Annotated in this window: 23 protein-coding genes; 15 read left to right on the forward strand and 8 right to left on the reverse strand. The window is 40.9% G+C overall.

Annotated features, from left to right (window positions below; genetic code table 11):
• The first annotated feature begins 88 nt into the window (after positions 1–88).
• The 5 genes from R2Q66_RS14980 to R2Q66_RS15000 all read left to right on the forward strand — a co-directional run bounded on the left by R2Q66_RS14980 (position 89) and on the right by R2Q66_RS15000 (position 4365).
• On the forward strand, positions 89–415 hold the full coding sequence (locus tag R2Q66_RS14980; protein ID WP_316750344.1) for a DUF2752 domain-containing protein: 327 nt from the start codon (positions 89–91) through the stop codon (positions 413–415).
• Positions 408–767: a TM2 domain-containing protein gene (locus R2Q66_RS14985; RefSeq protein WP_316750346.1), complete on the forward strand. Its 360-nt coding sequence runs from the start codon at positions 408–410 to the stop codon at positions 765–767. The genes R2Q66_RS14980 and R2Q66_RS14985 overlap by 8 nt, the downstream gene beginning before the upstream one ends.
• Positions 768–889: 122 nt before the next feature.
• Positions 890–1987 (forward strand): Nif3-like dinuclear metal center hexameric protein, encoded by a 1098-nt coding sequence (locus tag R2Q66_RS14990; RefSeq protein WP_316750349.1) that lies wholly within the window; start codon positions 890–892, stop codon positions 1985–1987.
• Positions 1987–2730, forward strand: coding sequence for a zinc ribbon domain-containing protein (locus tag R2Q66_RS14995; RefSeq protein WP_316750352.1), 744 nt, complete (start codon positions 1987–1989; stop codon positions 2728–2730). Before R2Q66_RS14990 ends, R2Q66_RS14995 begins: the two co-directional genes overlap by 1 nt.
• Positions 2731–2856: 126 nt before the next feature.
• Entirely contained in the window at positions 2857–4365 is a 1509-nt protein-coding gene (locus tag R2Q66_RS15000) for a tetratricopeptide repeat protein (RefSeq protein ID WP_316750354.1), read from the forward strand.
• 18 nt (positions 4366–4383) lie between these two features.
• Here the strand turns inward: R2Q66_RS15000 and R2Q66_RS15005 are convergent, their stop codons facing one another.
• From R2Q66_RS15005 to rsfS, 4 genes are all read right to left on the reverse strand, one after another.
• Positions 4384–5466 carry a ketoacyl-ACP synthase III gene (locus R2Q66_RS15005; RefSeq protein ID WP_316750356.1) on the reverse strand — a complete coding sequence of 361 codons (1083 nt, stop codon included), beginning with the start codon at positions 5464–5466 and terminating at the stop codon, positions 4384–4386.
• Between the two features lie 66 nt (positions 5467–5532).
• Positions 5533–6177, reverse strand: coding sequence for a lactate utilization protein C (locus R2Q66_RS15010; protein WP_187667092.1), 645 nt, complete (start codon positions 6175–6177; stop codon positions 5533–5535).
• Positions 6178–6234: 57 nt separating this feature from the next.
• Positions 6235–8325, reverse strand: coding sequence for an ATP-dependent zinc metalloprotease FtsH (gene ftsH, locus R2Q66_RS15015; protein WP_316750361.1), 2091 nt, complete (start codon positions 8323–8325; stop codon positions 6235–6237).
• Positions 8326–8354: 29 nt separating this feature from the next.
• Positions 8355–8729 carry a ribosome silencing factor gene (gene rsfS / locus R2Q66_RS15020; protein ID WP_316750363.1) on the reverse strand — a complete coding sequence of 125 codons (375 nt, stop codon included), beginning with the start codon at positions 8727–8729 and terminating at the stop codon, positions 8355–8357.
• Between the two features lie 41 nt (positions 8730–8770).
• On the opposite strand from rsfS, the gene R2Q66_RS15025 reads away from it, so the two are divergent.
• From R2Q66_RS15025 to trmD, 7 genes are all read left to right on the forward strand, one after another.
• On the forward strand, positions 8771–9550 hold the full coding sequence (locus R2Q66_RS15025; RefSeq protein WP_316750365.1) for a biotin--[acetyl-CoA-carboxylase] ligase: 780 nt from the start codon (positions 8771–8773) through the stop codon (positions 9548–9550).
• Positions 9547–9996, forward strand: a complete 450-nt coding sequence (locus tag R2Q66_RS15030) for a protein-disulfide reductase DsbD N-terminal domain-containing protein (RefSeq protein ID WP_316750367.1) — start codon at positions 9547–9549, stop codon at positions 9994–9996. Before R2Q66_RS15025 ends, R2Q66_RS15030 begins: the two co-directional genes overlap by 4 nt.
• Before the next feature lie 231 nt (positions 9997–10227).
• Complete coding sequence (locus R2Q66_RS15035; protein WP_316750369.1) at positions 10228–11946, forward strand: protein-disulfide reductase DsbD family protein; 1719 nt, start codon at positions 10228–10230, stop codon at positions 11944–11946.
• Positions 11939–12922, forward strand: a complete 984-nt coding sequence (gene pfkA, locus R2Q66_RS15040; protein WP_316750372.1) for a 6-phosphofructokinase — start codon at positions 11939–11941, stop codon at positions 12920–12922. Before R2Q66_RS15035 ends, pfkA begins: the two co-directional genes overlap by 8 nt.
• Positions 12923–13404: 482 nt before the next feature.
• Positions 13405–13974 (forward strand): 30S ribosomal protein S16, encoded by a 570-nt coding sequence (locus R2Q66_RS15045; protein ID WP_316750374.1) that lies wholly within the window; start codon positions 13405–13407, stop codon positions 13972–13974.
• Positions 13975–14112: 138 nt separating this feature from the next.
• On the forward strand, positions 14113–14640 hold the full coding sequence (rimM, locus tag R2Q66_RS15050) for a ribosome maturation factor RimM (protein WP_316750376.1): 528 nt from the start codon (positions 14113–14115) through the stop codon (positions 14638–14640).
• Positions 14641–14654: 14 nt separating this feature from the next.
• Positions 14655–15332 (forward strand): tRNA (guanosine(37)-N1)-methyltransferase TrmD, encoded by a 678-nt coding sequence (gene trmD / locus R2Q66_RS15055; RefSeq protein WP_316750379.1) that lies wholly within the window; start codon positions 14655–14657, stop codon positions 15330–15332.
• A gap of 21 nt (positions 15333–15353) precedes the next feature.
• Here trmD and R2Q66_RS15060 read toward each other — a convergent pair whose 3' ends face one another.
• Complete coding sequence (locus tag R2Q66_RS15060; protein WP_316750381.1) at positions 15354–15710, reverse strand: hypothetical protein; 357 nt, start codon at positions 15708–15710, stop codon at positions 15354–15356.
• Between the two features lie 124 nt (positions 15711–15834).
• On the opposite strand from R2Q66_RS15060, the gene R2Q66_RS15065 reads away from it, so the two are divergent.
• From R2Q66_RS15065 to rplS, 3 genes are all read left to right on the forward strand, one after another.
• On the forward strand, positions 15835–16143 hold the full coding sequence (locus R2Q66_RS15065; protein ID WP_316750383.1) for a hypothetical protein: 309 nt from the start codon (positions 15835–15837) through the stop codon (positions 16141–16143).
• A gap of 186 nt (positions 16144–16329) precedes the next feature.
• A complete protein-coding gene (locus tag R2Q66_RS15070) occupies positions 16330–16626 on the forward strand; it encodes a hypothetical protein (RefSeq protein WP_316750385.1) in 297 nt (98 codons plus the stop codon).
• 215 nt (positions 16627–16841) lie between these two features.
• Entirely contained in the window at positions 16842–17189 is a 348-nt protein-coding gene (gene rplS / locus R2Q66_RS15075; protein ID WP_062546321.1) for a 50S ribosomal protein L19, read from the forward strand.
• A gap of 1350 nt (positions 17190–18539) precedes the next feature.
• Here rplS and R2Q66_RS15080 read toward each other — a convergent pair.
• From R2Q66_RS15080 to R2Q66_RS15090, 3 genes are read right to left on the reverse strand one after another with little or no spacing between them, the layout of a single operon-like run.
• Positions 18540–19199, reverse strand: coding sequence for a phosphatidylserine decarboxylase family protein (locus tag R2Q66_RS15080; protein ID WP_316750389.1), 660 nt, complete (start codon positions 19197–19199; stop codon positions 18540–18542).
• A gap of 49 nt (positions 19200–19248) precedes the next feature.
• Complete coding sequence (gene hpt / locus R2Q66_RS15085) at positions 19249–19806, reverse strand: hypoxanthine phosphoribosyltransferase (protein ID WP_316750391.1); 558 nt, start codon at positions 19804–19806, stop codon at positions 19249–19251.
• Positions 19807–19824: 18 nt separating this feature from the next.
• Positions 19825–21996, reverse strand: a complete 2172-nt coding sequence (locus R2Q66_RS15090) for a biosynthetic peptidoglycan transglycosylase (protein ID WP_316750393.1) — start codon at positions 21994–21996, stop codon at positions 19825–19827.
• Between the last annotated feature and the right edge of the window lie 33 nt (positions 21997–22029).

The raw sequence follows: 22029 nt of genomic DNA on the forward strand, positions 1-22029 counted from the left end.
GCTTAAATGTAACAAAGTCTCTATTAATCAATCTAAAATAAAAACGATATCAGGACAACTGGTTTCGGGGATTGATTAAAGCTCATTGATGAAAACGCTACACCGCATACCTGTTGAATTGATCTTCTGGATAACGGCTTTGGCACTGCTCGCTTTTGCAGAACCGATAGCGAAAGGGCATATTCATCATTTTACGCTTTGTCCGCTGGCAAATATGGGCATAGATTGGTGTCCGGGATGTGGAATTGGAAGAGCAATCACGCAACTTTTCCATGGAAATATCAAGGAAAGTCTGGCACAACACTGGTTTGGAATCCCCGCACTGATGATCATTGTCCACCGTATCATTGAGTTGATTAACAGAAGAATAGATAACAATAGAAAATTAAAATACAAGGAGGAGAGATATGTTTGATTCACCATTTATGATGCTGCCGGGTATCACACCCCAGGAATATTCTTATTTGCAGTCTGCAACTACAGGATTTAGTGAACAACAGCTACGAGGATTTTTAATGATTTACGGAAGTAAAAGAAGAAATCCGGATGATATGGTCTTGTACTGTATCCTTGGATTTTTTGTTCCGGGATTGCCGAGATTTCTGGTTAATCAAATCGGAATGGGAGTACTATACTTCTTTACAATCGGTCTTTGTTTCATTGGAACGATTATCGACCTGGTTAACCACAAAACCTTAGCCATGGAATACAACCAACGCATGGTTTTCGAAAGCCTGCAAATGGTGAAAATGGGAAGTATTCAATAAAACTTTAAAAATACTGGAGCCGGTACAACTTTTTGTGCCGGCTTTTTTGTTGGATAAAATGCCGGAAAGCCGAAAAATGATTAAGTTTATTTTCTGAGGTTCAAATCGTAAATTTACAGCTTATGAGATTATCCGTTTTAATAGCACACCTGGAAGCATTTGCACCGCTCAATTATCAGGAAGATTATGACAACTCAGGACTGCTGGTTGGTCAGCCTGAAATGGACGTACATGGGGCATTAGTGGCCTTAGATTGTACGGAAGACATTGTAGATGAAGCAATAGCTCAGAACTGCAACCTCATCATTACCCATCATCCTATAGTTTTCAAAGGCCTTAAAAAGATCACCGGAAAAACTTACGTGGAAAGGGTAGTCCTGAAAGCCATTCAGAATAACATCGCCTTATATGCCATCCATACCAACCTGGATCATGTAAAATATGGCGTCAATGGCGTAATCGCGAAAAGAATCGGACTAAAAAACGCTAAAATTCTCAGTCCAAAAGGATCATTACTGAAAAAACTGGTTACTTTTTGCCCTGTGGAACACGCAGAAGAGCTGAAAGATGCACTTTTTGCTGCGGGAGCCGGAAACATCAGCGATTACAGCGAATGTAGTTTCAATGCGGAAGGGACCGGAACTTTCAAAGGAAATGAGCACACAGATCCTTTCGTTGGAACGCCTGGTATCCGCCACCATGAGCCAGAAATCAGGATTGAAACCGTATTTATTGCACAAAATGAGCGTAAAATTCTACTTGCCCTCTTAGAAAACCACCCTTATGAAGAAGTTGCTTACGACATCTATAAGCTGGAAAACAAGCTGGATACCGTAGGAGCGGGTATGATCGGATGGCTGGAAGAAGGCATGGAAGGCCGTGCATTCCTCAACCTGGTAAAAGATAAGATGGACGCGGTAGTGATCAGACACACCAAATTACTGCCAAAAAGAATCAGAAAGGTCGCAGTATGTGGCGGTTCCGGAAGCTTTCTGCTGAAAGAAGCAATTGCTGCGGGTGCCGACGCTTTTGTAACCGCTGATTTTAAATACCATGAGTTTTTTGATGCTGATGAAAAAATAGTCATCGCAGATATCGGACACTTTGAGAGTGAACAATTTACATCTGATTTGTTGATAGATATTATTCAAGAAAAATTTCCTAACTTTGCAATCCGTTTAACGGAGCATAACACAAACCCCATAAATTATTTCATTTAATGGAACAAACTGTAGAGCAAAAGCTAAAAGCTTTATACGAATTACAAACCCTGCATACTAAGATCGATAAAATACGTCAAATCCGTGGTGAATTACCAATGGAAGTAGCGGATTTAGAAGATGAAGTTGCTGGCCTGGAAACACGTATACAAAAATTCAAAGGCGAATTGGATGATACTGAAGATGCCATTGTAACGCGTAAAAACATGATCAAAGAAGCTCAAAACTTGATCAAGAAATATGAGACCCAGTTAAAAGATGTTAAAAACAACCGTGAGTACGATGCCTTAACTAAAGAGGTAGAAATACAAACACTTGAAATTCAGGTTTGTGAGAAGAAGATCAGAGAGTACGGATTTGACATCGCAACGAAAAATGAGGTTTATGAAAAAGCATTAGCTGATTTAGAGTCAAGAAAAAAAGATCTTGAAATTAAAAAAGGCGAATTGCAAACCATTACTGCTGAAACGGAAAAAGAAGAGCAATCACTTGCTAAAAAATCTGAAAAAGCAGAAACTCTAATCGAGGAAAGACTTTTAACCGCTTATAACAGGTTAAGAGGAAATGCAAATAACGGATTGGCAGTAGTGACTATTGACCGCGATTCATGTTCAGGTTGTTTCAACCAGATCCCGCCTCAACGTCAGCTTGACATTCGTCAACGTAAAAAAATTATTGTGTGTGAGCACTGTGGAAGAATCCTTGTGGATGAAGCCCTAACACAAGAAGTAGCTCCAGTATAAGCACAAATTATCGAATAATAAAAAGGCCGGAATTCATTTCCGGCCTTTTTTCGTTCCAGCGGTTTTTTATCTTTGAAACATTGTTTGCCCCCTTGCTGTTAATCCTTTTCAATTCTTTATCATACAATGGATTCCATAATATCTCAAGTAAAATACCATATCGCCAGATTGGCGCTTTTTATACTCCTTTTAACCGCACCAACGGCTCTTTTTGCCAACTTTGACTTCAATGCCAACTGCTTGAGAGCTTATCAGAACATCTTCGAACTGAAACTTAATACTGCAAAAGCACTGATCGCAAATGAAAAAAAGATCAACCCTAAAAACTCCATTATCCCCTTACTGGAAAACTATGCTGACTATTTTCAACTGCTGACTACAGAAAGCAAAGCCGATTTTGATAACCTGAAAGAAAACAAATCAAAAAGACTGGATCAGATAGAAGGGGATGATAAAAGCTCGCCATATTACCTGTATGCACAGGCAGAAATCAACCTGCAATGGGCCTTAATCAGGGGGCGTTACGGAGAATATTTTACGGCAGCCAGAGAGATCAAAAAAGCCAATGGCCTCTTACAGGAAAATACCAAAAAGTTTCCTGGGTTTCACCTCAATTCCAAAGGACTGGGCGTGATCAATGCCTTCCTGGGCAACCTGCCTGATGGCATGTTAAAAAGCACACTGGCCACTTTTGGCATCAAGGGCAACCTGAAAGCTGGCATGAATATGCTCGATAACCTGGCCGAAAACCTACCTAAATCTACCTACGAGCCATTTTATGAAGAAGTGGTTTTTTACTATGTCTTTGTCCTGAACGACATTGCGCACAGTCCGGATGCCTACCAGAAAACCATGAAATATACCTCCAGAATTGCCGACAGCAGTTTGTTAAAAGCCTATCTGCAAGCCTCGGTATGCGCTAAAACCGGCCACAATGCCGAAGCCATTCAGATCTTGCAAAACCGTCCTTCCGGAAATTACTATACCGCATTTCCTTACCTGGACCTATTATTAGGCACCAGTATGCTCAATAAGCTCGATCTTTCTGCTGCCACGAGTTTTAATAAGTTTCTACAGCAAAATAAAGGCGTTAATTACATTAAAGATGCCAACCTGCACTTGGCTTGGGTTTCTTTATTAAAAGGCGACACAGGTGCTTATTCTACGTTTATAACCAAGGTGAAAAACAATGGATATCTATACCAGGAAAAAGACAAGCAGGCGCTCAATGAAGCGAATGGCCCGAAACCTGATTTAACCTTATTAAAAGCCCGTTTATTATTTGATGGGGGATATGATACCAAAGGGATCGCTGTGTTAACAGCGGAAAAACCGGAAGATTTTAGTGCAGGAAGAGACCGTACGGAGTATTACTACCGCCTGGGTCGTTTATACGATAACCAGGGTAAAGAAGATGCGGCTTTAACGAACTATCAGCTCGCCATCAGCAACGGAAAACAGTTGAAATACTATTTCGCCGCCAATGCTGCCTTACAAATGGGGAAGGTTTATGAAAAACAAAAGAACAAGGCTAAGGCAAAAGAAAGTTTCAATACTGCCATCCAAATGAAAAATCATGAATACGAAAGCAGTATTGAAACTCAGGCAAAGGCCGGATTAAACCGGATAAAATAGCCTGAATTTTATAGGAAATTAAAAACGATAGACAAAAGCATTGATGTGCATACCTGCGCCAACCGAAGCAAAGACTGCATAATCGCCTTTATTGATCTGATAACCTTCCACATTACCTTTCCATACCAGATCCAGCAGGGTAGGGACAGTGGCTACCGAACTATTGCCAAGCCAGCAGATAGACATCGGAACCAGGTTCTCAGGAACCGTATCAATATCATATAATTTGAAAAGTCGTTTCATGATGGCATGATCCATTTTCCCGTTTGCCTGATGAATAAACACAATTTTAATCGCAGTAATATCAATTCCTGCTTTATCAATTGCCTTTTTCACCACCTGTGGAACATTGGTTACCGCAAACTCATAGAGCTTACGACCATTCATTTTCAGGTAAGCATTACCATTGTCCTCCTCAGGATTGTTACTTCTGCCCATTTGAAGCAGCGAACCAAAATTAACCGCGTAAGTCTGTGTTTTATGCGCAATAATACCCAGATCTTCCGAAGAAGACTGGCCTTCAAATACCACAGCGGCAGCACCATCAGAAAAAATCATGGAATCCCTGTCATGCGGATCAGTGATTCTGGATAACGTTTCCGCGCCAATCACCAATACCCGTTTAGCATCACCGCTTTGAATCAGGTAATTCGCCTGAATAGCGCCCTGTACCCAGCCCGGGCAACCAAAGATAAGATCATATGCTACACAGTCAGGATTGTTGATCTCCAGCGCTTGTTTCACCTTAGCCGCAAGAGAAGGTAAAATGTCCATCCGGTTAGTCCCCGGTTTCACATCGCCAAAATTGTGACAAAAGATAATATGATCCAGGCTTTCTTTATCAATCGAAGCATGGTCAATTGCGCGTTGTGCAGCAACTGTAGCCATATCACTATTCACCATATGATCCTCTACATAGCGTCTTTCCTTGATCTCTGTGATCTCGCTGAACTTATGTATGATTTCGTGAATATCCTTTTCCAGCTTTACGCCATTGTCGTAAAATGTGGAATTCAAAAAGGCGTCACCTGAGATGATATTTTCTGGAATATAACTGCCAGTACCTATAATAACTGAATGTATGTTTGTTTTTTCGCCCATTTTGAACCGGATACTGATTTGGTGTACAGTATAAAATTAGGATTAATTAATTGAAATGTGAAACGATTAGCTAAAATCGTCGATTAAAATTACAAATAATTCCTTAGGTCCGTGCGCACCGAGTACCAGTGTTTTTTCAATATCAGCAGTTCTGCTGGGACCGGTAATCGTGCTGATCATGGAAGGAAGCTGATCGGCATATTTGTTTTTGATGAGCTTAAAAGCATCTTTCAGATCCAGTACCAGCTGACCGGTTCTGGCAATAATAATATGGTGATGCGGAAAAATACTCAGCCTTCTGCCGGCTGCATTTTCATTGGAAACCATCACAGAACCATTGCGTGCAATTAAAGCTTCGCAAAGGGTAATGCCTACTTCCGCCATTTCAAAATCCTTATCGGTCTGATAAAAGGGGAATTCGTACTCTGATAAAAGGTTTTGTAATTCAGGTTCCCAGCAATAGATTTTTCTCCAGTTGAATTTCTCTGCGAGTTGCAGCATATTTTCAATGAAATCCATACCATTTTCGCAATAAATAAAATTACCGGAAACGGCAGTCAGCTCTTCAGCAAACATGATTTCCAGAAACTCATCGCTCTTAGGATACAATGGGGTATCTTCCAGATTAGGATAGGGGTTATCACGCTTTTCCAGAAGCGCCTTCCTTATCTTTTTTAGCATTAATTCTTTAGAAGATCGGTTTTCCTGCATAAAAAAAAGGAGAAACCGCCAGCACAAGATTGTACTGGCGGTTCCTCATAAATGTGTTTAAGATTCTGTTTGAGCAGGGCTGGTAGGAGCCGATACATCGGTTGCCTCACCAACACCTTGGTGCAATAGACCCTCAGCAGCCGGCTTTTGATCACCTGTACCATTTACGAATTCATCATAAGTAGTACGGTTATCGAAAGGACGTTTGCCTAAAATCTCTTCCAGATCTGCCTGGAATAAAATCTCTTTTTCTAACAGTTTCTGAGCCAGTTTTTCCAGACCTTCACTGTTGTCAATTAAGAGTTGTTTTGTTCTTGCATAAACCTCTTCAACCAGTTTACGCACTTCCACATCAATTAATTCTGATGTTTTCTCTGAGTAAGGTTTGTTGAAGTTATATTCATTCTGTGGGTCATGGAAAGAAACATTACCGATTACGCTGTTCATACCATAAATGGTAATCATGGCATAAGCTAATTTAGTAATGCGTTCTAAGTCATTCTGTGCACCGGTAGAAATCTTTCCAAAAGTAAGATCTTCCGCAACACGACCACCCATTGTCATACACATACCATCAGTTAACTGCTCTGTAGTATACAAGAACTGCTCTTTTGGCAGGTATTGTGCATAGCCAAGGGCTGCAACACCACGAGGAACAATAGATACTTTTACCAATGGATCGGCGTGTTCCAGGAACCATCCTGCAATCGCATGACCAGCCTCATGGTAAGCAACTATTCTCTTCTCTTCAGGAGATATAATTTTATTTTTCTTCTCTAATCCACCGATAACGCGGTCAATTGCATCCTGGAAATCCTGCATATCTACAGATTTCTTATTGCGACGGGCAGCAATTAACGCAGCCTCATTACAAACATTGGCAATCTCAGCACCGGCAAATCCCGGAGTCTGTGCAGAAAGCTTTTTAGCATCTACAATTTCATCCGTTTTAATAGGTTTCAAGTGTACTTTGAAAATCTGCTCACGACCCACTAAATCCGGCTTGTCAATAGAAATCTGACGGTCAAAACGACCTGGTCTCAGCAAGGCTGAATCCAATACATCCGGACGGTTAGTTGCAGCAAGAATGATAATTCCTGAATCTGTACCAAAACCATCCATCTCTACCAATAGCTGATTTAACGTGTTTTCACGCTCATCATTTCCACCCATCATACTGTTTTTTCCTCTGGCACGACCGATCGCATCCACCTCATCAATAAAGATGATACAAGGTGCTTTATCTTTCGCCTGCTTGAACAAATCACGTACCCTTGAAGCACCAACTCCTACAAACATCTCTACGAAATCGGAACCCGATAAAGAGAAGAAAGGAACCTGAGCTTCACCGGCTACGGCTTTGGCCAATAAGGTTTTACCAGTACCCGGAGAACCTACTAATAACGCGCCTTTAGGAATTTTACCCCCTAAATTTGTGTATTTCTGAGGGTTTTTAAGGAAATCTACGATCTCCATAACCTCTTGTTTGGCTTCTTCCAGTCCGGCAACGTCGTTAAACGTTACATTAACCTGGCTTTCTTTGTCAAATAGTGTTGCTTTAGATTTCCCGATATTGAAAATCTGACCGCCGCCACCACCAGCGCCACCGCCCATGCGGCGCATAATGAAAATCCAGAACCCGATAAATAACAATACCGGAATAATTACCGTAAAGAACCAGGAGTTAAATGTGCTCTGTCTCGTCTCTTTTTCCGCAAGAATCTGTTGATCCGGAGGGATATTTTTCTGAGCTTCTTTTAACTGAGCATCCAGCGCATCCATCGATCCAGCGGTGAAATACACCAACGGGCCGTTTTGTGTGCCGAAATTATTTTTGCTAATGTACTTTTTGTACTTCGCTTCATTCAATTTGTCTTTCTTTATATACACTTCAACCTTAACGAGGTCTTCATGTTTATAGGCAACCAGTTTTTCAACGTCGCCAGGTAAAAGCATTTGAGTTTCGAAAGTACGGTAGGTAACGTCTTTGATGGTATCTGCACTAAATAAAAACTGCAGTAAAAACAGACCTAAAATAATTGCCCCATAAACCCAAATAATATTGAATTTAGAGCCTTTTTGAGGCTTCTTAGGAATATTCGGTAACTTCTTAATCAACTTAGGTTTTGTATTCGGGTTCTCTTTCATCTTGAGTCAAAAATGTTTTGTGTAAATGATTAAGCGCTTTGATAGCTGGTAGATTGGGCATCACCCCATAGATCTTCTATACCATAAAATTCGCGCTTGTCAGTCTTAAATATGTGAATTACCACATCAAAATAATCCAGAATGATCCAGTCGGCACCAGCCTGTCCTTCTTTTTTCCATGGATCTGCCTTCGTGTTTTTGTAAATTTCATCTTCTACGCTATCCGCAATTGCCTTCACGTGGGTAGCTGAATCTGCATGGCAGATGATGAAGTAGTCAGAAACAGAACTATTAAGTTCACGTAGGTCTAAACGCACAATATCTTTTCCTTTTTTTTCCTGCATGCCGTTTACGGCTATCTCTGAGAGTAATGTAGAAAGGTTTACATTTTTCTTTTTTACCATTAAAATTTTTTAGTTTTGATAAACAAATATACAATCAACACTTGCAAAATAACACTTTTTCAACATTATTTGTTGGTCAAAATCTTATCAAATTATTAGAGGTTGATTCTACCAATAACTTTATAAAAGACTTGGTGTCAAATTCCGGGCCATTAACAGAAGGTACTGTTATTATGGCAGACCACCAATTTGCAGGAAGAGGGCAACAAAGCAATGTATGGCATACCGAGCCTGGATTAAACCTCACTTTTAGCCTTTATCTGAAGCCATCTTTCTTACCAATATCTAAGCAATTCCTGCTCAATATGGCCGTAAGCATCGGTATTCGCAATGCGCTGCAGCTTTTCATTAAAGAGGGAATCAAGATCAAATGGCCCAATGATATCTACCATAACGGCCGGAAAATGGGAGGTGTCCTCATCGAAAATATCCTCGCTGGAAGTACTTATAAAGCCAGTATTATCGGTATTGGCCTCAATGTGAACCAGTCGGTTTTTGCCCCGGAACTCCGGGATCGCGCAACTTCCATGAAGGGAATTTTACAAGCGGATGTTAATTTAATTGAGGTATTAGCGGAAATTTGTAGCAATATTGAAAAACAGTACCTCCGTTTGAAGACGGGAAACCACCAGGCACTGGTCACAGATTATGTCAGCGGACTGTATAAATTTGATACACCCGCAAGCTACCGCCAAAATGGCGAGGTTCTTGAAGGCAAAATCATAGGAGTGACCGAAGCAGGAATGCTGGTTCTCCTGATCAAAGGAGAAATAAAAGAGTACAATTTTAAAGAAATAGAGTTTTTAAATCACACAACATGAAAAAAATCAGTCTGATCCTCTCATTCGTACTATTCACGGTAATGGGCGCCTCTGCGCAAATAGAAAGACCGGTGACCTGGTCCTATGCTGCCAAAAAAATCAGTAAAACAGAAGCCGTAGTCTATATCAAAGCAACCATGGAAAGTGGATGGCATATTTATTCGCAAACCCTGAAACCAGGTGGCCCACAGCCAACAAAGTTCAGCTTTGCACCCTCTAAAGATTATACCCTGGTAGGAAAAACTACAGAACCTAAAGCAACCACTTATTTTGATGAGAATTTCAAGATGAACGTGAGTTATTTTGGTAATCAGGTAGTTTTTCAACAAAAAATAAAACTGAATAAAGCAACCGTAATTGTAAAAGGTAAAGTGGAGTTTATGGTGTGTAACGACGAGAAATGTCTGCCTCCGGAAGAGATCAGTTTCAGCGTTTCTGTGAAATAAACAGGATACAAGAACAAGGAATATAGCGATGGAAAAATATCCCATCGCTTTTTTTATGCCCATTCATTCAGCAAGTTATCCTGGCAACGTAAAATTATAGCGCATCCAGCCATAATGAAAGCCTTAAATAAAAAATAATAACTAATTTCACGCCCTTATCATAAAGAGAATTGCTGTTTAAATAGATTTTACCTATTTATGGTGAGCCTTTAAGTAAAAACACACAAAAGAATGAAGAGATTATTTTTAATGCTGAGTCTAATGCTGCTGTTTACCGCGGCCTTTAGCACTCAAAGCTTTGCCTCCACACAAACACCAGATAGTACGGCTACCGAAGAAGAACTTGTGTTCACTGAAGTAGGTTCCGCACAAGATAGTATTGCAAATAACATCGTTAAAGACACGGTAAAAAAAGACACGGCAGTTGCGAAAGTAACGCCTTTGGAAACCGAAAAGGCAGCAGCTACCCCGATCACTCCGGATGCAGACAGAACCCTTTGGGAAACGTTTATCGCGGGGTTATTAGGCGGATTTATCGCCTTCCTCATGCCTTGTATCTTCCCAATGGTGCCCCTTACCGTCAGCTATTTTATCAAAAGAGCAGGTAGTAAACAGGGTGGAATCGGGCAGGCACTGATCTACGGAATTTCAATTATTGTCATCTATGTCGCTTTAGGACTATTGATTACCGTGCTTTTCGGCTCGGCAAAACTCAATGAACTCAGCTCCAGCGGCTATTTTAACTTCTTCTTCTTTATCTTACTCGTGGTCTTCGCCATCTCTTTCTTTGGCGCTTTCGAGATCACATTACCAAGTTCTCTGGTTAATAAAATCGACCAGAAAGCAGATAACAGTAAAGGTTTAGGCGGTATATTCTTTATGGCGGCTTCACTGGCGCTGGTTTCCTTCTCTTGTACCGGACCAATTATCGGAACGATTCTGGTTCAGGCAAGCTCTAAAGGAGACATTCTTGCGCCTGCAATCGGGATGTTTGGTTTCGCATTGGCACTGGCATTACCCTTCACTTTATCTGCAATCTTCCCTGGATTCTTAAGCTCAATGCCTAAATCCGGTGGCTGGTTAAATAGCGTAAAAGTATGTTTAGGATTCCTTGAACTGGCATTGGCCTTGAAATTCCTTTCTGCTGCCGACCTGGTTTGGCATTGGGAATGGTTCGACCGTGAGTTGTTCCTGGCCTTATGGATCGTCATCTTTGTCCTGATGGGAATTTATTTATTAGGAAAGATCAAATTCTCGCACGATAGCGACGTACCTTACGTTTCTGTCCCTAGATTATTCTTTGCCATCTGTTCCCTATCATTCGCAGTATACCTGGTTCCTGGATTATGGGGCGCTCCGGTAAACGTTTTAAGCGGTATTGCACCTCCAATGAACACCCAGGACTTTATCCTGAGCGGTAATGGCGGCGGCAGCAGCTCAGCAGCTTCCAGTTATTTCCCGGCAACCGTAAAATATAACGAGACCCTGAAACCACCGGTAGGATTCAATGCCTTCTTCGACCTGGATGAGGGTGTCGCTTATGCGAAAAAAGTAAACAAACCAATCCTGATCGATTTCACCGGACATGCTTGTGTGAACTGTCGTAAGATGGAAGATAAGGTCTGGATCGATAAAGAAGTAGGTAGAATCATCAAAGATGAATACGTGCTGATTCAACTTTACGTGGATGAAAGAAATATTAAAATGCCTAAAGATAAAGTCCACTATTCGGAGATCCTGAGGACCACAACAGACGATCTTGGTAGATGGAACGGTGATTTTCAAGCCACTAAATACGGTTCGAATTCACAGCCTTATTATGTGTTGGCAGGTTACGACCTGAACCCTCTGGTAAAACCTCAGGGCGCAATTTTTGACGCAAAGGAGTACGCTGCATATTTACAAAGTGGTTTAGATAAATTTAAAAACGCTGAAAAACCAAATGAATAAAATTAAAAATATAGGAGTATTAACTTCCGGTGGCGATGCCCCGGGAATGAATGCTGCCATTAGGGCAGTGGTGAGAGCGGCAATCTATTATGATTTGAAAGTTACCGGTATTTTACGGGGCTATGAAGGTCTGATTCATGGCGATTTCTTCGATATGGACCGTAAATCTGTAGCCAATATTATTCAACGTGGTGGTACTATTTTAAAAACTGCCAGAAGCGATGCCTTCCGTACCAAAGAAGGTAGAGACGAAGCATACAAACAATTAAAAGCGCATGATATTGATGCGCTGATTGTAATCGGTGGTGACGGTACTTTTACAGGTGCCCAGTTGCTGACTACAGAATATAACTTTCCGGTAGTCGGCTTACCTGGTACGATCGACAATGACCTGGAAGGAACGGATTTCACCATCGGATACGATACGGCCATTAATACCGTAGTCAATGCCGTAGATAAAATTCGTGATACCGCAGAATCTCATGACCGTCTGTTTATCGTAGAAGTGATGGGGCGCGACTCCGGACTGATCGCTTTAAGAAGTGGAATCGGGGTAGGCGCAGAAGCCATCATGATTCCTGAAGCCAATATGGGTGTAGAAGGTTTGGTGACGAGACTGGCTTCCGGTAGAAAAGATAAATCTTCGAAAATTATTATTGTTGCCGAAGGCGATGAAGTAGGTGGTGCATTTAATGTAGGGGAAGTATTGAAAGAACGTTTCCCGCAATATGACATCAGAGTTTCTGTGCTTGGACACATTCAACGTGGTGGCAGGCCGAGTTGTATGGACCGTGTATTGGCCAGCAGCCTGGGTGTAGCCGCAGTAGAAGGATTAATCGCAGGGCAATCTGGCGTAATGGTTGGACAAGTGAACAGAGAAATCATCTTTACACCTTTCGATCATGCCATTAAACACATTGACGCAAAAGAGATCACACCAGCCTGGTTAAAACTGGTAGAAATCCTTTCTTTATAAAAGGAATAGCAATATCATTTGAACAGCCTTCTTTTTAAGAGGGCTGTTTTTTTATGCGCCAAAAGCTGTGGAGCTTCTTCTGCTTCCTCTGACTACAAATATAGCTGCGCTTTGAAGGCTTGCGGGAACTGGTCTTAACGATTGCTGTGCTGCGGAGAACCTGATGCGGTGTTTACTCGTCTTTTGTAGGCTTCTGGCCCTACAAGGGCCCTGCCAGGGCCCCAAAAGTACCCCGGTAAGGCCCCCAATGCTAAAATGACATGTCGAAGGCTTGCTTCAATCTTTTTTTCATTTTTCAGGGGGCTGATCCTGCTGTGCTATCCCACTGAGCAGCAAGAACTGCCGCTGGTAAACGGAACAAAGGAAGGCGAATATAATTTAAAAATAATGCATCTTGCTTATCAATAGGATTTTACTTACTTTTGCACTCCCGCAAGCGCGTTGCTCCGGGAACTATGTTGAATACATAAACTATATAAGAAATGTCGACTAAAATCAGATTACAAAGATTCGGTAAAAAAGGAAAACCTTTTTTCCACGTAGTGGTAGCGGATTCTCGTTCACCAAGAGATGGTAAATTCATTGAGCGTTTAGGTTCTTACAACCCAAACACCAATCCTGCAACCATCGAAATCAATTTCGAAAAAACTTTAGACTGGGTTAACAAAGGTGCTGAGCCTACGGATACTTGTCGTGCTATCCTTTCTTACAAAGGTGTTTTATACAAAAAACATTTACAAGGTGGTGTTAAAAAAGGCGCTTTAACTGAAGAACAAGCAGAAGCTAAATTTACTGCTTGGGTAGAAGGTAAAGATGGTCAGATTGAAGGTAAAAAAGATAACTTAACTAAATCTAAAGATGAAGTTAAGAAAACTGCTTTAGCTGCTGAAACTAAGAAAAATGCAGACCGTGCTGCTGCTTTAGCAATCAAAAATGCTCCTGTAGCAGAAGAAGTTGTTGAAGAAGAAGTAGCAACTGAAGAAGTAGCTGAGGAAACTCCTGCAACTGAAGAAGCTCCTGCAACTGAAGAAAACAAAGAAGAACAAGCATAATATTTTTGTTATTCTGAAAAATAGCGAAGAATCTTCCTCTGGAATGTATTCTTCGCTATTTTCATTTAAGCCATATTTTATGGCTGCCCCAAAAAGGCGCAATTTTAAGGATAAAGTGGAAACACTAAGGATACGATTATGAAAATTGAAGAAGCATTTTACATTGGTTACATCACCAAGACAAAAGGATTAAAAGGAGAGGTACAACTATTTTTTGAATATGATGAACCTGATTTGCTGGAACTGGATGTCGTTTTTGCCGATTTTAATGGGAAATTAGTCCCTTATTTTGTCTCTACCTATAAAATGCAGGTCAACAATACCGCGAATGTCTATTTCGACGATGTAGACCATATCGATAAGGCCCAGCCTTTATTGAAGAAAAAAATCTATTTGCCATTAACCAAAATGCCAGACCGTTCTAATGATGAATTTCATTACAATGACCTGAAAGGTTACCTGGTTTCTGATGAAAATCATGGCGAACTTGGCCAGATTACAGAAGTGAATGAATACCCACAACAGTTTGTGGCTACCGTAATTTATCAAGAAAAAGAAATCATGTTTCCACTTAATGACGACATGATCGTAGAGATCGATGAAGAAGAAAGTATCCTTCGTGTACACCTCCCTGACGGTTTGTTAGACATTTACCTGGAAAATTAAATTATCTTTGCCACATGCGTTTTGACATCATATCTGTATTACCCGCCTTATTGGACAGTCCTTTTGCACACTCTATTTTACAACGTGCGCAAACTAAAGGGATTGCCGAGATTGTAGTCCACAACCTTAGGGATTATTCCACGAATAAGCAAAAAAGTGTAGACGATTACCCTTACGGTGGTGGTAGTGGGATGGTGATGTCTATTCCGCCTTTTGCGCGCTGTATCGAGGCCCTGAAAGCGGAAAGAACGTATGATGAGATCATCTTTATGAGTCCGGATGGCGTTACTTTTAACCAGACGATTGCCAATGAGCTTTCCGGAAAAGAGAACATCATGATTTTATGTGGCCATTATAAAGGCATAGACCAGCGTATAAGAGATTTATATGTGACCAGAGAGATATCTATCGGTGATTATGTGTTATCCGGTGGTGAGCTGCCTGCGGCTGTGCTGGTGGATGCGATCGTAAGACTGATCCCCGGCGTATTAAATGATGAAACTTCTGCCTTGTCGGATAGTTTTCAGGGAGAATTGCTGGATGCTCCGGTATATACCCGCCCTGCGGAATGGGAGGGACATAAAGTTCCGGATATCTTATTGAGTGGTCATGAACAAAAGATCAACGAATGGCGCCATGAACAAGCCGTTTTACGCACCCAGCAGCGTAGACCTGACCTCTTATCTGATTAATTCATTCCGGTTCTTCCCCTGCTAGTGCTTACTGAGCAGGGCAATAATCTGATCCTTATCTTTCAATTGATCCCTCAAAGCTGCATTCAATTCTTTGCAGCTCTTTAAAGCCTGCTTTAATTCCTGATGTTCCGTGTTAATGCTGCCGCCTATACTTTTCTCTGTTGGTTCGGAGAGGGGCGCCTGAGTGTCGTTAAAAAATACCATCGGGGATACTTCCAGTATTTCTGCCAGCAAGGTGAGATCTCTGTACTTAATGGATTGCGAAGTGAGACTTAGTTTTAAGCCGTCAAAAGTCCGGCCCATTTTCTCAGCCAGCCAGCCGAATGGGCGCTTCTTCTGCTTTAAAATTCCGTCTGCTACACTTTTTAATTTCATAAAAAATTAGGAATATTTGGTGGTTTAACTAAAAATAATAAGTATTTTAGTTCTAGTAAATTATGTGTTTGCTATCATAATTTTGACAATTATACACTTTAAATATTATTTTTTCTATAAAGATATGATCGAAACGCCCAGAAAGTATAAAATCAACGATTATCTCCATCAGCTTGCCGTAAAAGATTACAGGAAAGCGATACAAACACTTCCTAAAATTTTGGGTATTTCCCTAAATACTTTCCATAATTACCGGAATATTTTAGAAAATGAAACGCAAGACATTCCTTATGAAAAAGTTGTGATGATGGAGCAGCTTTTTGGCATGGCACCAGGAAGCTTAAGAACGCAGCCGATTGAGGTGCATAATTTGAAAGATTTCCTGCTGACCGGCCTAAAAAATCAGTCTGGAATAACCAGTCCCGGAGGTTAAAAACGGAGGAAAATACCTGTTTTGAATTCTTTTGCTGACAATAAGTACGCTAAATAGAAATAAATTATGTTTAGTCGCTCCTTATTTATATAATTGCAACGTGATAATTGTGTAATTGGAAATAAATTGTATTTGTTTTCATGGAAAATCAATTTCCACTTGCTAAACCGCAAAACCAAAAAACTAATGGAAGAATTAAGGAAATACAAAATTGAAGAAGAGATGAACAAGTTGAATCTTAAGAATTACAAAGCTGCGAGCAGATTAATTCCTAAATACTTGAACATTGCTTTTAACACCTTTCACAATTATAGAAAGCTGCCTTTAGATGGGAAGGCTGATATTCCTTATGCAACAGTTATTCTGCTGGAAGGGATTTTTGGGATGGAGCGTGGTCAGCTCGCCAATTATCCGATAGAAAGTAAGAGTCTGGCCACCCTTATTGAGGAAGAGGTCGTTGAAGCGGAAAATGCGGGAATTTAATTTACCAACATTGCTGGTAGTCAAATCTCTAAAAAATATTTTTTAGGGTAAAAACGCCTTCACAGCACCTTTAATTGTGGAAATGCCAAAAAATGGAATGTGGAAATGTCAAAGAATGTGGAAAAAAACAGAAATCGCTTTCATTTATAAAAAATAATTCCTAATATTGCAGTCCGATTTTAAACAACAAAAAGTCGGCTTAATAGCTTAAAATCATGGATTTAGTAAAATTTGTTGAAGAGCAGGTAATCGCAAAAAATGAGTTTCCTGCATTCAAATCAGGAGATACAGTGAGTGTTCACTATAAAATTCGCGAAGGTAATAAAGAACGTATTCAAATTTACCAAGGTGTAGTATTACAACGTAATAGTGTAGGTGCTAATGAAACGTTTACTGTTCGTAAAATGTCTAATGGTATTGGTGTGGAACGTATATTCCCTATCAATTCGCCTAATATCGCTAAAATAGAGGTTAACAGCCACGGTAAGGTTCGCAGAGCGAAATTATTCTATCTACGTGAATTAACTGGTAAAGCAGCTCGTATCAAATCTAGAAGAGTTTAATCTCTTTTAGTCAAAAAGCATAATAGCCTTCCCGATCCCAATCGGGGAGGTTTTTTTGTTCTCTTCTTGAAAGAGGTGTTTTTCGGTATCTACCTTGTTTTAGGGCGATCTGTGGCATTTATGTCCCTGTTTCCTTAAATACATACTGTGCAATAGTGGGCGCCCGCATTACCTTTAGGTGATCAGTGTGCTACACGGCAATCAGCGATATCAGGAAAGCCCCTGTTAACCTCAGGAAAAGAGCTTAAGTTCTTTTTGAAGGAAAGGATAAAATACCTCAGCCCAAAGGCTGAACGGTACTCATTCTTCCTATGATCATGCTGCCGGAAACGGTGACAGAACAGTTTACGCCCCGGCGAAAATTTGTATGAAATACCCATAGGGTCATTCCGTTTACGGGAAACAATGACTTGTGGCCCCCTTATGCGGGGTAATTAATGGCCATTTCCTGGCTGTATGCAATGAGCGGATCCCTCAGATCGGCCAGCTATCTCTTAGTGTCTAAGAAATTCTGAATATATCCAGTATATTTCAGGCAATATCTGTTCTGATTTCAGACAAAAGGACTCAGATAATATTCAATTCTAATCCTTTCCGCTAACCTTTACCCTTATCCTCTTCCTCCAGAATTGCTTTAAGCTCCGTTTAGCAGTCTTAATCAGGTCAAATGATCACTTATCAGTGTCAATTGAATAAATGTGCTGTAAGCGCTCCTTTCGCTGTTCCTTTAAATTCCGGTACGCTGCTAACCTTAAATGCAATTCTCCTAAATTAAAAAAAGACGGGCTATTCTTTTCATCCCCGAATCTTTGCTGAAGGGCAAAGCTTCGCATGTCTGAACAGAACAATCCCTCCTTTTTTTTAAACCCTACGCCATAGCAAGGATGAACATAGGCTAATTAATAGGATCACTTATTAGCCAACTATATATTAGCGGCTCCTGCTATGCAATCAGGCGCTAACTGCGGATGGTGTGCAAAATGTCTTGTTATACCGTATATAGGCTTGTTGCACTTGAATAGTCTTGTGGTACAACAATCAGGCTTAGCATTGCGGCAAATACGCTTGTTGTACTGGAAATCAAGCCGGACCTTAACTAGTCAAAAAAAATCAGTTATCCTCAGAAGAGGCATAGAAGGTTTTGCGTTCCTTCAACGCAAAGCTTTCAGCCGATGAAGAGTGATGGCTGATTTTTAGACCTCCCCTTAATTTTCCCTGAAACCCTGCTCTTACTACACCTGAAACCCTGCCCTTACCACACCTGAATCCTGCCTCAACACCAAAAAAATCAGCCACAAAAAAAACGGCGTCCTATAACAGAACGCCGTACAAATATCTTATAACTACTAACTAGTTCAATTCTGCTAACACAGTAATTCCACCTTTTACAACTTCGTCAAGTTTAAGATTAACCTTCGTACCGACTGGTAAGAAGATATCTACTCTGGAACCGAATTTGATAAAGCCAAACTCTTCAGATTGTTTCACCTGATCACCTTCTTTCACATACCATACGATACGTCTGGCAAGGGCGCCGGCAATCTGTCTGAACAATACCGGAGTACCATTCTTATGTTCTACAACTACTGTTGTACGTTCGTTTTCGGTAGAAGACTTAGGATTCCAGGCTGCAAGGTATTTACCCGGGTGGTATTTAAAGAACTTTACCACACCAGAAATCGGGTTTCTGTTAATATGTACGTTTACCGGCGACATAAAAATAGACACCTGAAGTCTTTTATCTTTGAAATATTCACCTTCTTCAGTCTCTTCGATTACGACAACTTTACCATCTGCAGGGCAGATCACTTTGTTATCGGCAGTTACAAACTGTCTGCTTGGGTTCCTGAAAAACTGTAAAACAATAACAAACAGGGCGAATGAGAATATATATACTAACCAGGTTAACCAGGTAATGTCTGCAAATTTATAATCGATTAAAGCGTTCAATACAAAGATGAACAGCAAGGATAGGGCAATGGTAGTGTAACCTTCTTTATGTATGGTCATTGGTGATGGGGAGTATTAGTTTCTGCAAAAGTGATAAAAAAATATAACATTAAGGTAAAGGGCTGGCAACAGTTTTAACCGTGTAGATGTGGTTAAGGTTTCTGCCATGTCCATTATAATCCAGGCCGTAGCCGACAACGAACTCATTGGCGATCTCAAAACCTACATATTCCAGCTCATCGATAGGCGCTTTAAGGGCGTCTGGTTTCAGCAGGAGCGAGCAAACGCGAACCGTGGCCGGAGCTTGTTTATAGATCTCCTTCAGGATATAGCTCAGGGTAAAACCGGTATCTACAATATCCTCGACAATGATAATATCGCGACCTTCCAGATTTTCCGGCAAACCGAATACCTCTTTAATTTCGCCGGTGCTTTCCGTGTCTTTATAAGAAGAAACGCGGATAAAGGCCATTTCGCAGGGAAGTGTAATCTCTTTAACCAGATCCGCCATAAACAAAAAACTGCCGTTTAATACCCCGATAAACAGGGGACAGCGGTTCTCATAATCAACATTCATCTGTATGCCAATCAGGCGGGTACGTTTCAGAATGTTGTCATTTTCCAGTAGGATATCGAACTCCTTATCTAGTACTTTAATCGTATTCATATCTTTCTTTTTGGAGCTTTAGCCGTTTCCTTTGGACTGCTCCATTTGTTTTTCTAATTCCTGTTCCTTCTTCTTCTGTTCTCTTTTTTCCTGTCTCAGCTGCTTTTTGGTCTTTTGAACACTATCCGCTTTGATCACAGGTTTTGAAGTGGTATCCTTTTTGGCACCACCAAAAAGGCGGTCGAACAAGCTTTTAGACTCATCATGCGTTTGTATGGCAGGAAGTGGGTCGTCATTATCGAAGTCCGAAGTATCAACAGCAGTCGTATCAGGTAATAAATATTGTCGCAATGCAGGTCTTAACTGCACATTATAAAATCCGTAGGCACTGCTATCTCTAGGTGTTAAACCACGATTAGCCATGATATTTCCGATATATTTGAAGTAAGGATGCAGGTAATCTTTCAGTCCACCATCTCCTTTAAATTTAAACAAGGCAATTTTCGGACGCGGAACGATATTGGCAAGGAATATCCCTTCACCGATATTCAGGTCTGAAGGTCTTTTGCCAAAGTAATAGCGCGTAGCTTCACCGATACCGTATACATTTTGTCCCATTTCAATGATATTGAAATACACTTCCAGCATCCTGTTTTTACTAATCAGGCGGTTATTTTCGATCAGCCATACAATGAGAATCTCTTCAGCTTTTCTTGCCAGCGTCTTTTGTCTGCTCAGGAATATGTTTTTAACCAGCTGCATCGAGATCGTGCTGCCACCTCTTACAAACTTCTTCTCCTTGAAATTCACGGCTAAAGACTTGCGGAAAGACTCCTGTACAAAGCCCTTATGGGTAAAGAAGGAAGGATCTTCGGAGGTCAGGATCGCATTTTTAAAATTGCTGGATATCTGCGAAAGCGGTGTAAAGTTCGGGTTCGAAGGGCCGATCATGATGTCGCGCATTGGCTTACCACGCTCGTATGGCGTATAAACAAAGTCCTGATTGATCTTTTGAAGATTTGTTTTTCCCCATTTGAGGATTTTGAAATTGATTGGCGTAAGGCCGGAGTCAAATTTCACACTATCAGGCATGGAGCTGTCCAGGTAAAAGTTAAGCGCATATTTCACCTTGCCACTTACCTTTAAACCCTCCAGCGACTCAAATAATCCCTGTGGGAACGCGTTTAAGATCGCCTGGGCATCCTGTTCAGGAGCCTGGATTTTTACTTCATAAATTTTATTCGGTGATAAGGTATATTTTAGGTAGGGCTGGATCGTTGCATTTTTAACAAATACGGTTGAAGAGCTGTCTAGTGCGATGTAATTTGCACCGATGCGCATATCCGCATCAATCTTTGCATCTTCAATCACGATGTCATTGGAAGCTACTTTTGGATGGTTGAGCAACAGGTTTTTCACTGCCCATGAGCCCTTGATCTTGAAATCATCACCGCTATAATCGGCGCTTTTCATTTCTGTTCTTACGGTATCAAAGCTGAATTTCGTTTTAAACCTGTTTTCCAGGTAAGGAAGATCTACTTTTTTGTTTTCCGCAAAGAGCATCACATCCAGCTGTTTCTTGCCCGGATACACAGATCCATTGACATGCCAGGTGGCATAATTGCCGTTTACTTTAATGGTGGAAAGTAATTCTCCGTCGGTAATGGTGGCGGTAGTGGTTAAAAAACTCAGCTTTGCGGTATCATTGTCATTAATCCGAAGCATCAGGTCTTTGACCTCCATCTGGTCGGGGATTTTATATAAGACCTGGTTTAGCAGGTTATGTGCAAGGTCGGCAAGGTCTGATTTTTTGGTACTCAGGGTGTCTTTCTTTTTACGTTTCAATAAGAAATCCAGGTTACTCAGCGAATCTTTAAACACCACATTTAAGTTTCCTTTATTGAGGATGATTTCGGAAAGCTTAACATTTCCAAAGATCAGTGGGAGTAGCTTTACGCCAACCGTGAAATCATCCACTGTGGCCAGTGTATCGCGGTCTTTTGGCACCACAGAGATATCGGTCAGGTGTACCGTGCTCAGTCCGCTGAAGCCATAACTCCCGATTTTGAGGTCAAGATCATAGTCTTTATCGGCTTTAGCAACGGCTTTCGCCATCATTTTTTGTAACAAAGCATCCCTTTTACTATAGGCAATACCGCCTAGAATAACAGAGATCAATAGAAAAACTCCAAACACCCAGGCCGCTATTTTTATATATTTTTTGGGGATGTTAATTTTGGGAAGTTGCATACGATAAAGTAGATATAGTTGCTAAACGTTAAA

The organism is Pedobacter gandavensis (assembly GCF_032677645.1).
Classification (GTDB): Bacteria; Bacteroidota; Bacteroidia; order Sphingobacteriales; family Sphingobacteriaceae; genus Pedobacter; species Pedobacter gandavensis_A.

Coding starts and splice junctions, on each gene's coding strand:
- R2Q66_RS15080 (WP_316750389.1), bottom strand. CDS start 19,199: ATGACCATACATAAAGAAGGTTACACTACCATTGCCCTATCCTTGCTG.
- R2Q66_RS14985 (WP_316750346.1), top strand. CDS start 408: ATGTTTGATTCACCATTTATGATGCTGCCGGGTATCACACCCCAGGAA.
- hpt (WP_316750391.1), bottom strand. CDS start 19,806: ATGAATACGATTAAAGTACTAGATAAGGAGTTCGATATCCTACTGGAA.
- R2Q66_RS15030 (WP_316750367.1), top strand. CDS start 9,547: ATGAAAAAAATCAGTCTGATCCTCTCATTCGTACTATTCACGGTAATG.
- ftsH (WP_316750361.1), bottom strand. CDS start 8,325: ATGAAAGAGAACCCGAATACAAAACCTAAGTTGATTAAGAAGTTACCG.
- R2Q66_RS15010 (WP_187667092.1), bottom strand. CDS start 6,177: ATGCAGGAAAACCGATCTTCTAAAGAATTAATGCTAAAAAAGATAAGG.
- R2Q66_RS15035 (WP_316750369.1), top strand. CDS start 10,228: ATGAAGAGATTATTTTTAATGCTGAGTCTAATGCTGCTGTTTACCGCG.
- R2Q66_RS15065 (WP_316750383.1), top strand. CDS start 15,835: ATGATCGAAACGCCCAGAAAGTATAAAATCAACGATTATCTCCATCAG.
- R2Q66_RS15060 (WP_316750381.1), bottom strand. CDS start 15,710: ATGAAATTAAAAAGTGTAGCAGACGGAATTTTAAAGCAGAAGAAGCGC.
- R2Q66_RS14980 (WP_316750344.1), top strand. CDS start 89: ATGAAAACGCTACACCGCATACCTGTTGAATTGATCTTCTGGATAACG.
- R2Q66_RS15090 (WP_316750393.1), bottom strand. CDS start 21,996: ATGCAACTTCCCAAAATTAACATCCCCAAAAAATATATAAAAATAGCG.
- R2Q66_RS15000 (WP_316750354.1), top strand. CDS start 2,857: ATGGATTCCATAATATCTCAAGTAAAATACCATATCGCCAGATTGGCG.
- R2Q66_RS15005 (WP_316750356.1), bottom strand. CDS start 5,466: ATGGGCGAAAAAACAAACATACATTCAGTTATTATAGGTACTGGCAGT.
- rplS (WP_062546321.1), top strand. CDS start 16,842: ATGGATTTAGTAAAATTTGTTGAAGAGCAGGTAATCGCAAAAAATGAG.
- rsfS (WP_316750363.1), bottom strand. CDS start 8,729: ATGGTAAAAAAGAAAAATGTAAACCTTTCTACATTACTCTCAGAGATA.
- R2Q66_RS14995 (WP_316750352.1), top strand. CDS start 1,987: ATGGAACAAACTGTAGAGCAAAAGCTAAAAGCTTTATACGAATTACAA.
- rimM (WP_316750376.1), top strand. CDS start 14,113: ATGAAAATTGAAGAAGCATTTTACATTGGTTACATCACCAAGACAAAA.
- R2Q66_RS14990 (WP_316750349.1), top strand. CDS start 890: ATGAGATTATCCGTTTTAATAGCACACCTGGAAGCATTTGCACCGCTC.
- pfkA (WP_316750372.1), top strand. CDS start 11,939: ATGAATAAAATTAAAAATATAGGAGTATTAACTTCCGGTGGCGATGCC.
- R2Q66_RS15070 (WP_316750385.1), top strand. CDS start 16,330: ATGGAAGAATTAAGGAAATACAAAATTGAAGAAGAGATGAACAAGTTG.
- R2Q66_RS15045 (WP_316750374.1), top strand. CDS start 13,405: ATGTCGACTAAAATCAGATTACAAAGATTCGGTAAAAAAGGAAAACCT.
- trmD (WP_316750379.1), top strand. CDS start 14,655: ATGCGTTTTGACATCATATCTGTATTACCCGCCTTATTGGACAGTCCT.